The 10,094-nt window shown below is 41.9% G+C and carries 16 protein-coding genes; all 16 read right to left on the bottom strand.

Features of this window, described 5'->3' with window-relative positions; all coding sequences use genetic code 11:
- Positions 1 to 187 (bottom strand): hypothetical protein (locus RRG12_RS34675; RefSeq protein WP_420762345.1); only part of this gene is annotated, 187 nt, incomplete at its 3' end.
- Between the two features lie 155 nt (positions 188 to 342).
- Complete coding sequence (locus RRG12_RS34670) at positions 343 to 555, bottom strand: hypothetical protein (protein ID WP_420762344.1); 213 nt, start codon at positions 553 to 555, stop codon at positions 343 to 345.
- A 77-nt stretch (positions 556 to 632) separates the two neighbouring features.
- On the bottom strand, positions 633 to 860 hold the full coding sequence (locus RRG12_RS34665) for a hypothetical protein (RefSeq protein ID WP_420762343.1): 228 nt from the start codon (positions 858 to 860) through the stop codon (positions 633 to 635).
- 14 nt (positions 861 to 874) lie between these two features.
- Positions 875 to 1,216, bottom strand: coding sequence for a hypothetical protein (locus RRG12_RS34660; protein ID WP_420762342.1), 342 nt, complete (start codon positions 1,214 to 1,216; stop codon positions 875 to 877).
- Positions 1,213 to 1,410: a hypothetical protein gene (locus RRG12_RS34655; RefSeq protein WP_420762341.1), complete on the bottom strand. Its 198-nt coding sequence runs from the start codon at positions 1,408 to 1,410 to the stop codon at positions 1,213 to 1,215. The genes RRG12_RS34660 and RRG12_RS34655 overlap by 4 nt, the downstream gene beginning before the upstream one ends.
- 454 nt (positions 1,411 to 1,864) lie before the next feature.
- Positions 1,865 to 2,425, bottom strand: a complete 561-nt coding sequence (locus RRG12_RS34650) for a WGR domain-containing protein (RefSeq protein WP_420762340.1) — start codon at positions 2,423 to 2,425, stop codon at positions 1,865 to 1,867.
- A gap of 13 nt (positions 2,426 to 2,438) precedes the next feature.
- Complete coding sequence (locus tag RRG12_RS34645) at positions 2,439 to 2,786, bottom strand: hypothetical protein (RefSeq protein ID WP_181927380.1); 348 nt, start codon at positions 2,784 to 2,786, stop codon at positions 2,439 to 2,441.
- A gap of 83 nt (positions 2,787 to 2,869) precedes the next feature.
- Positions 2,870 to 4,492, bottom strand: coding sequence for an AAA family ATPase (locus RRG12_RS34640; protein ID WP_420762339.1), 1,623 nt, complete (start codon positions 4,490 to 4,492; stop codon positions 2,870 to 2,872).
- Between the two features lie 90 nt (positions 4,493 to 4,582).
- The gene (locus RRG12_RS34635) at positions 4,583 to 4,789 is read right to left on the bottom strand and encodes a DUF2997 domain-containing protein (RefSeq protein WP_190938532.1); all 207 of its coding nucleotides are present in this window, start codon (positions 4,787 to 4,789) and stop codon (positions 4,583 to 4,585) included.
- A 3-nt stretch (positions 4,790 to 4,792) separates the two neighbouring features.
- Positions 4,793 to 5,242: a DUF1257 domain-containing protein gene (locus RRG12_RS34630; RefSeq protein ID WP_420762338.1), complete on the bottom strand. Its 450-nt coding sequence runs from the start codon at positions 5,240 to 5,242 to the stop codon at positions 4,793 to 4,795.
- Positions 5,243 to 5,374: 132 nt separating this feature from the next.
- Positions 5,375 to 6,448, bottom strand: coding sequence for a hypothetical protein (locus RRG12_RS34625; RefSeq protein ID WP_420762337.1), 1,074 nt, complete (start codon positions 6,446 to 6,448; stop codon positions 5,375 to 5,377).
- Positions 6,449 to 6,616: 168 nt separating this feature from the next.
- The gene (locus RRG12_RS34620; RefSeq protein ID WP_420762336.1) at positions 6,617 to 6,886 is read right to left on the bottom strand and encodes a hypothetical protein; all 270 of its coding nucleotides are present in this window, start codon (positions 6,884 to 6,886) and stop codon (positions 6,617 to 6,619) included.
- Between the two features lie 75 nt (positions 6,887 to 6,961).
- On the bottom strand, positions 6,962 to 7,237 hold the full coding sequence (locus RRG12_RS34615; RefSeq protein WP_420762335.1) for a hypothetical protein: 276 nt from the start codon (positions 7,235 to 7,237) through the stop codon (positions 6,962 to 6,964).
- Between the two features lie 222 nt (positions 7,238 to 7,459).
- Complete coding sequence (locus RRG12_RS34610; protein ID WP_420762334.1) at positions 7,460 to 8,437, bottom strand: DUF5895 domain-containing protein; 978 nt, start codon at positions 8,435 to 8,437, stop codon at positions 7,460 to 7,462.
- Between the two features lie 116 nt (positions 8,438 to 8,553).
- Positions 8,554 to 9,351, bottom strand: a complete 798-nt coding sequence (locus RRG12_RS34605; RefSeq protein WP_420762333.1) for a hypothetical protein — start codon at positions 9,349 to 9,351, stop codon at positions 8,554 to 8,556.
- A gap of 433 nt (positions 9,352 to 9,784) precedes the next feature.
- Positions 9,785 to 10,090, bottom strand: coding sequence for a helix-turn-helix transcriptional regulator (locus tag RRG12_RS34600; RefSeq protein ID WP_420762332.1), 306 nt, complete (start codon positions 10,088 to 10,090; stop codon positions 9,785 to 9,787).
- Positions 10,091 to 10,094 lie beyond the last annotated feature (4 nt).

Raw genomic sequence — 10,094 nt, 5'->3', positions numbered from 1 at the left:
TCACTAAGTAACGAATCGCACACCCTCCATTATCTTCGTCCCGAAAATCTTTAAATTCTGGCAAGTACAAAGAAGCTAAGTCTAAATACTTTTGGAACTGTCTAATTCCAACTGATGGCTCCAATTGTTTGGCTGCCTCCTCTCGTGTTAACAATTGTTCAACTACACAGCTTCCCTGAATTAGCAATGGTTTCGGCTCCTAGAGTTCCGATTGAGTTCCGACTGAGTTCCGATTGAATTCCGGTTGAGTTCCGATTGAATTCCGGTACTGCTAATACTAATAATAAAAACCCTACCGGCTGGTGAGTAGGGTTTTTCTGATGACTTAGCGTCAGGCTGACGCTAAGTACCTGATAATAATTTATGGATAGCTCCAAAATGATTAAGTACTTGTGGTTTTGGCTGTTGATACCTTGTACTACTTTCGTCAGCTAACCAATGACTTATTGTTTCTTCAGGATAATCACTAAGCCTATGCATCAGGTATATAGAAGCATTGTGAATTATTTTGAATTCTCTTGGATGCATTGGTCTAATACCAATGTTTTGTACCATACTGCGATCGCTCCTACTATCGGGTTAGTTTGTGGTGGGGAATAGCCCTCTGGTGTTGAAAAATCTCTGCTTGATTTCTAAACTTTTCCTGTTTGTTGTTTGATCATCTGCTCCACGTCATCAATTGCGTTCACTATTTCTCCTAAAACATTGAAAGCATCGTTTAATACCACATCATTTGATGTAGAAAAGTACTCGGACGACTGAAGCCTGCGATAATCCTTACTACTCCCCACAAGCTGCAATGTATATTGACAACCCTGTAATATAGTCCGAATCTCTGCTGTGGTTAATCTGATTTCCATTATTGTTTCTCTCCCTAAAATTTATCCTGGTGAATACTAAAACTTGCTCCGACTAAAGAACTGCCTAAGAATGCAGAAAAACTGACCAACATAGCTCCAAGACTTCTGTTTTTCTGGTACTCCCAACCAGAGATAATTATGTTGGGATTATTAGTCTCGATAATCTCCAGCCCCCAACAAGCCATTGCTCCAACTCCTAAAAACCCAGTTAAAAGCAGAGAGGCGATTGCAGTTGTTTCTATGGTTCGGTCAATCAAAATCCTGGGGTTAAATCTTTTTCGAGTCCGGCGAAGAACTAATTTATTACGAGTGTTTGAAGGCAAAGATGATTGATGAGTTACTTTATGGGTTTTCATTTTGCTTCGTCTAACTCCACAAAAAATCCTGCACCTGTATTCGTAATCTTTACCCTTCTTTGATTGACCAAGGTTTGAATCACACTAAGACTAAAATTTATGGTGCATAACCGAGCGCTGCCACCGCAACGACTTAGGTACTGAAGGCATAACTGGGAATGGTCTTTTGGGACTAGGTTAGCTTTTTTAGGCATGATGTCTTTCCTGTTGTGGTTTGTAGGAAGCAAAGCGATGGCAGAAAAAAATAGCCAAGCAGTATTAATGCTTGACTAAAGTGTTGTTGAATTTAAAAGGTGAATTTCAGTTATTAGAAATTATCAAGATCGTCAAATTGATTTGTTGCAGAGTGCTTGTACATTTTGGCTTTATTCATTTGATGATTAGAAGCTTTAATTACTGGAATTGCAGCTTCCTTAACTGAATCCTTTGCTTGTTGAAATAGAAATTGTGTCGTCCCTTGTGCATCTTCTTATTTTGGGTCAATTTGTCCCCATAGTGAGCAAGTTAACTCTAAAGATTCGTAGTCACCTAAATTGAACTTACGCGTGTAAGTTACAGCAATAGTCTTGATTTCCATAATTTACTCAAACAATATTCCAAAATGAAGTGTAGCTATTTGGCATCTCTTACAAAGTGACGCTTCTCAAATTACAAATGTCGCCAGAAGTTCTTACTGATAGTCTTGAGACTGACTACCTTGGGTTCTGCTGTCGCTTCAGAGGCATGACCAACAGCCACCGCAGCGACTTGTGGTGCGGGTGTGGTTAACAAAGAATTAAGCAATCCCATTTGATAATCAACATCTTCTACTGAGCGATATACTCTGTATGGTTCAATTTGCATACCCAAAGGTGTTGGGACAATCAAAAGATATTGATTTAGGGCATTGATATAAGCAACTGAAAAATTTCTCTGCTCTACATAAGGACGGATAATCTCTAGTAATTCAATCGCTCTGTTGATTTCAGAAACTTCACAATTACTGTCGATTTGTGACTGACTTCTTCTGTAGCCTTTCATCATCTTTTCGGCTACTAGATTGTTGAATTTACTTACCGCTCTCTGATGATTGCCTAATGTGTGGACTTTGGTTTGCGCCTTATAACCGACTCTGCCCCACTGCACTGTTAAATTACCATCTTCAACTTTTGCGCTCCAGAACTTGTTGCTGTTATGAATTGCGTCTACAAAGACTAAATAGGTTTCCATGTTTCTTACCCTGTCAACTCACCACTTGGCGGGCGTTGCCCCATCGAATTTGATGCTGTAAAGCTTCAAGTATCGTTTCTGCTTCGTCTGCTGTTAGTCCCTTCAACTGTAAGCAGATATTTTTTAAAACCTCTGGAATACCATTCCAAAGAAATCTTTCAAAATGTCCATCTGTCAAAGCTTCTGTTAGAGAATAATCTTCAGGACTACATATTCGCTGCATAAAAACATATTGGGACAAAGTTGTACGCAGCAAAAGCTTAGTTTCTCTATCCAGTTTTTCGAGATAAACTCCATAATTTTGAACAAATTGGTTAATTCGTTCAGTTTGTCCGTAGTAAGTCACTAAATCTGTTGTCATCTTTTTTTCACCTTCTCTTTAACTGATTGTTGGATTTGAAAAAGCGATCGCCCCCATAGAATCAGGAGGCAATCGCTTTCTCATCAGTTCATATTCCGAAACTTAGCAGCACGCAAAGATTGAGTTTTCGCCGCAACCACAGCACTACTAGCCCGTCGTGCGGTGGATGCCCAAGCCTGCATTCGTTCGACTGCCGCAGCGTCCTGAATCGCAAGCGGGGTAATGGTTTGACGGCAGGTTTCCAGGTCAGCAAGCGTTACCTGTTGTGGTCTATCCTCATCAAATGCCAACAAAGCAGCTTCAGATGCTAGCGTCTCCAATTCAGCACCGGAGAATTTCGCGGTCGAAGCTGCGATCGCTTCGAGGTACTCCGATTCCAAGTGAATGCCAAAACGTTGTAGATGAATCCCCAGAATCTGTACACGCTCAGGTTCTGTGGGCAGATCAACAAAGAAATTTTCGTCAAATCTTCCCTTTCTCTTGAGTTCAGACGGTAGTGCAGAGGGGTCATTGCAAGTTGCCACGACAAACACACCGCACTGTGATTCGGACATGAATGTAAGGATATTGCCCAGAATCCTCTGTGAAACTCCACTCGTGTCACCAGTTCCCGAAAGTGCTTTCTCAATTTCGTCCACCCACAATATGCACGGGGCAATAGCTTCGGCAGTTTTCAAAGCACGTCTGACATTCCCCTCAGATTCACCTACCAGACTACCCAAAAGGGAAGCAATGTCTAGTTGTAGAAGTGGCAAATTGAGTATACTAGCGATATTTTTGGCGCAGTGACTTTTACCCGTTCCGGGTGGGCCAGCTAGTAACACCCCTTTGGGTTGGGGTAAGCTAAGACTTCGTGCCTCTTGTGTGAAAAGCCGCCGCCGCCGATTCAACCAATCACGCAGTAGATCCAAACCGCCGAATGCGATTGTCGCAGGTTTACCCAACTCGATACCCATTTGAGACAGTAGCCGAGTTTTGTACTCAACGGCTTTGGGGATAAAATCAGTGTCAACGGTAACACCATCATTAGTTAAGTTTTCTTTGACTGTTAACCGAAGGAAATCACTAATTTCTTCTAAGGTTAAACCCAGTGCTGCACGAGAAAGAGTTTCTAATTCAGCATTTTCGAGCGTAACAGTAAAAGTCAATTCCTGTTCAATAGCTGACTGTTGTAGGTCATGCAAATAAGAATTGAGATGAAGTAGTATTTGGTCAATACTAGGTAAAGGAACTTCACAATAAGGAATCAATCTGACTAGTGATTCGTGTAATTGTATACTCTGACCCAACAAGACAATGCGTTTATCTGTGGGTTTTAACCTGTGGTAAAGGTTTTTTACCTTGCTTAAAATCTCCCAACTCAATTGGGGTGAGTTTTTAGCAATAAAGGGGTGAATATCTCCGAGGATAAATACACCATGACCACTAAAGTTAGCAATGTAATCAAACACGTATAACAATGGATCAGCCTGTGGAGGTCTTTTGTACTCTGCGACTGGCTTAAACACCAATCCCCCATCTGCTGCAATTAAACATTGCTCCAAAGTTGATACTCCCAGATTCCAGAAGAACACAGGACTTGAAAGCTTATTGTTAGCTTCAGCAGTCAGCCACTGAATAATCGTCGCTTCATCAGGAGATAGGACATCAAGTGCTGCGATGGGAATTTGTGAATCGAACGTGGAGAGAAGATTTGAGAGTTTCATGTCAATTATTCAAATATTTCATTTGTGAAATGGCGAAGCCTTTATGATCAGCAGTTACCAGCCGAGTTAAAACTGGTAACTGATGACTGATTACTGGTGCAAACGTGTTTGACTGCTTAGGGTAGTCCGAAGTTGTTGGGTTTGAGCTTCATCTTTAAACGTGCGATCGCCCACAACTCCAAGTGCTTCTTCAAATGGTTGCGTAGCCGATAAACAACTCACTCCCTCAAACCCCTCTGCCTCCACGCGAACTTCACCTGTAGCGCTGTCAAAATGAATCAATATTGAGCGTTCCATAATTTATCTCCGTGCAAATTGTTTAACTTCCTGATGTCCGGCAAAAGTCAGCCGTAGGGTTTGCACGGTGCCGTTGGTTGATTCAGCGATCGCACATTCACCAAACTGCTCTTGTAACTCAGCAGCCTTAGTACGAACCAAATGCTTACCATAAGCCAGCATTAGTTTATTACTGAAAAAGTCTTGTCCCAACTTCGGAACTGTTTCGTAACTGTCGTGTATTACATCGTACACACCACTTGACTGATTCCATTTGAACCCGATGTCTGCACGGGCTTTTATGGTGCGACCAGATACGATAATTTCAGCGCTTTGTCCTTGAGAGCCACCGTAGTATCCTTTTAGTGGCTGCGCTTCTTCATGAACTTGCGGTGATAGGTTTAGATCCGTGAGAGCTTGCACCAAACACTCGTGATTGCTTAATTTGGTTTTGACTGTTGAGAAATGTGACACTTTTAGCTCCAAGACTTTCAAATTGGTTTGAGAGATAGTAGAAGTGCGATATCCCTTTTGGGTTATTGTGGAAACTGCGCGTTTAATACGTTGGTCGAGTCTTGAGCGAATGCACCCGCCCAAGACTGTTTTTTACCTGAACCTAAATGCGGCAACTGTAGCCTTCGATAAGCCCACGTCGTCAGTCGCAAGTGATTGTAGATTGCGTTGTTCATCTAACAACTTGGTGCGAATCTCTTCCATCTTTTGCTGCAATTGACTGCGCGTATCAGAACCCAGATTCTTCGACTCAATCGCCGGATCACTAACGATAGAATCTAGATGCGTCATCATCGCCTCCAAGCTACTGCCTGCCTCTGGGTCAGCATTCGCTAGTAGTACCTGAACCTTCATAAGATGGCGTTGCATCTTCTTTTTAAACTGGATTGGCTTACGTCCTGGCTCCCAGTCGCTTAATTCTTCAAGCAACTGCGCGGCTAGTTGTTCACCGCCAGCGATCGCAGATTCCCGTAGCCTTTGCTCCAGATTTTGGTCATACTGTTGGATAAATCGTGTAATCTGGTCAAGGCATTCGGCTTGCTGCTGGTTCAGTTGTTCGGACAATGCCGGGATAATCACCGGACGACCAATGACGACCTGCAAATAGTCTTCGAGATCGGTCAGAGTCGGAAATGCTCTTAACAAGTTAGCTTTTACAGATTCTTGCTTATCCTGTGCTAATTCCCAGGTGTTAAGCGAGAGGAACTGATCAATCCGCTCTTGATAATCAAGAAGTCCCGCTTCGTAATCAGCTTTCAATTGATTGCGTAAACCAGGGGCGATATTATCTCTGATATTGATTAGCTGATTCCATACCAGGGGAGCTAAATCAATCGGACAAACCCAATCACCAGTATCAGCAGACATCCATTCTTGAACTGAAGCAATCTCTTGACGCAATTGGGCAGCAGCTTCATCAAGCTTTTTAAATACCTTGATACCTCGCAAACCGACTTCAGAATTTGTAACTTTCACGAGGTCTGATTCAATTTCAGAGACTTCAGCTTTTAAGACATCTGCCCATTTAGGAGCAGCAGATTTTGTACTTTTCTTTAACTGGATACGAAAGCGGATGCGAGTTTTATTTAATTGCGAGAAATTGTGGCGCTCGACTACTGCATCAGTTAGGAAATTCACAGCGATAGGGTTGTCGATTGCTTGTACCATGATTATTGACCTCAATCATTATTTTTCACTTTCGATTAAGCGAAGCTTTCTTTGTGGTGATTTCTCAAGAGAGCGAATGTCTGTAGTAGCCCTATAGATTACTTTTTTAGAGCTATTTTGTAGCCGAATATGCCTTTTAATGACTGGTGGTTTATGTATTGACATAACTCAAAATAGCTGAAGTTGCTGTGAATTATCCTGTACCGCAGGCTTCTCATAAACCATGCCTTCAACTTCATAACAGCGAGTCATGAGTTTGTTTCGGTTTAGTCGAAAGCTGGCTTTTTTTCTTTGATTTGGCAGAGGTAAAAATAGATACTGTGGATGTTGTATAGTACCTTCATCACCCAAATATCGGGAAAGTGTACCGTTGATTTGGTAAACTTTTGAGGAGCTTAACAGTGTCGCGTCATACACTTTAATCAAATTTGTTTCCATCTGATTAGTATTGAAGTAGAGTGTGTGATAATCTTTAGTGGAATCGATTTTTCTCTCCAGTCAAACTGATTAAATCTAACTGGGGAGTTTTTCACGCATAATCTGATTCAATTTTTCCTTTGATTCATCAGGCAGAGAATTAAAATCAAACTCGTCTGATTCCCAAACTTCATCAAGACTTGTTGACTCATCGATAATATTTGCAATCAAACTCGATTGATCGTCGTAATTCCAACCATTTGCTAGAAGCCACGGCAGAATTCCTTCAGATTGCAATAATTTCTCAATGTCGAACGAGTCAGAAAACTGCTGTAAGTTTTCGATACTGGGGTGAACGATTGTTATTGTCATGGGGTATTTTAAATGATTGAAATACAGCCCAATCAAAAGATGGGGAAAGGAATTAAAGAATTATTCAGTCATTCTTACAAGAAAAACTTTTCCCTTTCCTTTTCTTTGTTAGCTGTAGATCAGACTTGAGAACTGATCAAATATGCTTCCCTATTTACCTTAAAGTAGGGAAGCATAAAAGCGAACAGAATTGCTGCAATCACCTCAACAAGTATTTGGCTATTAAGAAGGCACATCTTCCCAGTAACCAACTTCATCGTCATAATTTGCTTGCATAGACTGCAATTTGTTGACGAAGTTAGCAAATTCTTCGTTAGTTAGTGACTGCCTTCCTTTTTTACCATAGTTCTCTATGAGAAACTGTTTGCCCTTTTCCTCACCCCAACCTAAAGCTTCAATCAATCGTTGTGACTCCATCATCAATTGATTGCGATCAAGTGCATGAGACGTATGCTTTGGTAAGTTATTGTTAGGCAATCCTTTTTTCCACCAATCGCTGATAGAATCATGCACAAGGGCAATTTCTTGAGCTATTGGTTTCTTGCCAATACAATAACTTTCCCAGTTGAGCGCAGTTGGCTTTTCGTATCCGCTACATACACAGGCGTTGGAAGTTTGCCCCCCTTTCTCACGTTTCTCTGTTTTCAATATGGGACAAAATACCCACATCGAATGCCAAAGTAAATTCTTCGGTTGGTGATGTTTGCCTTGAAAACTTGCATAAGCTTGTTCGCAGGTTTCACGGAATGCCATTAGTTGTTGATCAAATGACACTTGAAACACTCCCCAAGCAGTTATTTGTATTGGTGCGATATGAAGAGGTAGATTTTGGGCATCGACGAAAATCACCATATACCGCCTACCGAATTTGTAGGCGTTCTTGTCCAAACCATCACTGCTACGCCAAACTCCAATCACCTTTCTATCGTTTCCATATAGCAGAGGCGATCGCCCAATCACAAGTATTCGTGGTTGTCTGTAGAGAGCGCCAGGAATGCCTATCTTTTCATCATTTTCGTCCAACTTGTTAGTAAGAACTTTATACTCTTTCCCACCAACTAGTTCTTTATTTTCGTACCATCCTGCTAATTGTTGATTTTCGTAAGCAATCCAAATGCCTGCGGGTGAAGGAATACTTTTGGCTGCTGGGGTCTTTTCGTAGGCTTTATGTTCAGCAGAATCAAAGTCAAAAGCTGTCATAGTAGCTGCTTGCCTTTCTTTAATGTTAGTTTTCGCAAAAAATAAGCGAAGCTCTAATTCTGAGTGGCACTGATTTTAAAACAGTGGTGGAAGAAAATTCTCTTCCACCATTTCACTTACGCTGCTACCAACTCCCTACGAACTTGCGGCAGTTCAATCGGAGTAGTTGCCCTGGACAGTTCTTCTACAGCCTCTTTCACACTCCAATGCTGCACTCCATCCCCACACCGCCAATAGTAAGTTTTAGGGTCGTTTTCCCAGACTTCATCAACGTTTCTGACCTTGAAGACAATTCCCAAGAATTCACCATCTAGATATACATTGTGAGCCGTCTGGAGGTCAGTGCGCCCTACATAAGTCAGTCGGTAGCCGTCTACTGGTTCGCACAAGTCTTCTGCACGAGTCCCGCGATACGAACAATTACCGCACCCATGACCTTCGCAGTCTGGACAGATGGCAGCAGGCATATTCCATTTCGGCAGGGTGAAGTCCCATTCAGCCGGTGGGGTTAATATTCGAGCCTTGTGAGAGATATAACAACCAGCATGACCGATTACTTTATCAGAATGGTATTGGACGCTCAACGATAACCAGTCACAATCACCTAACAAGCCAATTTTCTCAGAAGCTTGTTTTAATTCCCTTTCTTCCTTGTGATTGCACTCTACTGGAGCAGAAAGACTCGCTTTTACCTCTGCAACAGCGCGTTTGAATGATTGTTTGTGGTATCGAGCATAACCGTGGGTCATTTTTACCCACACGATATCATCCGAGTTTATCCAGATAGTCACTACATCTTCGGGCTTGCACTCTTTTGAATAGTCCGACTGATTCACAATGGTTGCAATGATTTGGCGATCGCGTGTGGTTAACGGATCTTTTGTTAGCGTAGGGGCTGAAAGTTGTGTAATCATTAGAAATACCTCTTGTTTGGGGTAAAAAGGCGATCGCTCACGGTGCAAAGTTTGCGATCGCCTTTTGTTTTGCGTGAACAACGTTGTGGTTTACCGCAACGCTCTCAAATTGCTTTGGCGTAGCCTCATATTTTTAAATTCCAGTTATTGTCTCGTAAGAATCCACAGCACAAGGCTGTAAAGAAGGTATTGCGTGCGCGGTTGCTGTCCTAATTGCAGTATGAGTAGATTTATTGAGTGATCTTGAGTATCTCCCCCAGCCGACTTTACCTGGCGTACCTTGTGCTATACGACGGGGGGTTCTTGTTTCTCAAATCTATGTTTTGTGTTAATCAAATTTGGGGTTGTGGTGAGCGATTCTATATTTAGCTGGGAGGCAACCGCTCGTTTCCTCCCTTATATAATCTATAGTAAAGTATGACTTGTCATTTTGTCAAGGGTCACTTGTCTTGATAGGGTATGACTTTTGGATGATTTTAGGTGAACCAAAAATGTCTTGCACATCTTCACCCAGAATATTACATATATATCGAAGCAGTTGGAAGGAGACAGTCTTTGAGGCTTTATCTCCAAAAGGACGTTCTATCATCGCTATATATTGCTTTGTCACTGGATAGTTAAATTTTTGAGTGACTTCATCGGCTAATTGTTGCATGGAGACTTTGCCACGCATTTCTCTTAAGCGTTCTCCATAAGCTGCATTCCAATTAATGCTGGCAATAACGTCTAATTCTACCATAATG

It is taken from the genome of Nostoc sp. CALU 546 (assembly GCF_048836525.1).
The sequence above is the reverse complement of the archived record's forward strand: the minus strand, read 5'-3'. Positions and strand labels throughout refer to the sequence as shown.

Bases quoted from the DNA above. Each gene is read 5' to 3' on its own strand.
- RRG12_RS34635 (WP_190938532.1), bottom strand. From the start codon at position 4,789: ATGGAACGCTCAATATTGATTCATTTTGACAGCGCTACAGGTGAAGTT.
- RRG12_RS34640 (WP_420762339.1), bottom strand. From the start codon at position 4,492: ATGAAACTCTCAAATCTTCTCTCCACGTTCGATTCACAAATTCCCATC.
- RRG12_RS34665 (WP_420762343.1), bottom strand. From the start codon at position 860: ATGGAAATCAGATTAACCACAGCAGAGATTCGGACTATATTACAGGGT.
- RRG12_RS34670 (WP_420762344.1), bottom strand. From the start codon at position 555: ATGGTACAAAACATTGGTATTAGACCAATGCATCCAAGAGAATTCAAA.
- RRG12_RS34615 (WP_420762335.1), bottom strand. From the start codon at position 7,237: ATGACAATAACAATCGTTCACCCCAGTATCGAAAACTTACAGCAGTTT.
- RRG12_RS34620 (WP_420762336.1), bottom strand. From the start codon at position 6,886: ATGGAAACAAATTTGATTAAAGTGTATGACGCGACACTGTTAAGCTCC.
- RRG12_RS34660 (WP_420762342.1), bottom strand. From the start codon at position 1,216: ATGAAAACCCATAAAGTAACTCATCAATCATCTTTGCCTTCAAACACT.
- RRG12_RS34610 (WP_420762334.1), bottom strand. From the start codon at position 8,437: ATGACAGCTTTTGACTTTGATTCTGCTGAACATAAAGCCTACGAAAAG.
- RRG12_RS34645 (WP_181927380.1), bottom strand. From the start codon at position 2,786: ATGACAACAGATTTAGTGACTTACTACGGACAAACTGAACGAATTAAC.
- RRG12_RS34650 (WP_420762340.1), bottom strand. From the start codon at position 2,425: ATGGAAACCTATTTAGTCTTTGTAGACGCAATTCATAACAGCAACAAG.
- RRG12_RS34655 (WP_420762341.1), bottom strand. From the start codon at position 1,410: ATGCCTAAAAAAGCTAACCTAGTCCCAAAAGACCATTCCCAGTTATGC.
- RRG12_RS34600 (WP_420762332.1), bottom strand. From the start codon at position 10,090: ATGGTAGAATTAGACGTTATTGCCAGCATTAATTGGAATGCAGCTTAT.
- RRG12_RS34625 (WP_420762337.1), bottom strand. From the start codon at position 6,448: ATGGTACAAGCAATCGACAACCCTATCGCTGTGAATTTCCTAACTGAT.
- RRG12_RS34605 (WP_420762333.1), bottom strand. From the start codon at position 9,351: ATGATTACACAACTTTCAGCCCCTACGCTAACAAAAGATCCGTTAACC.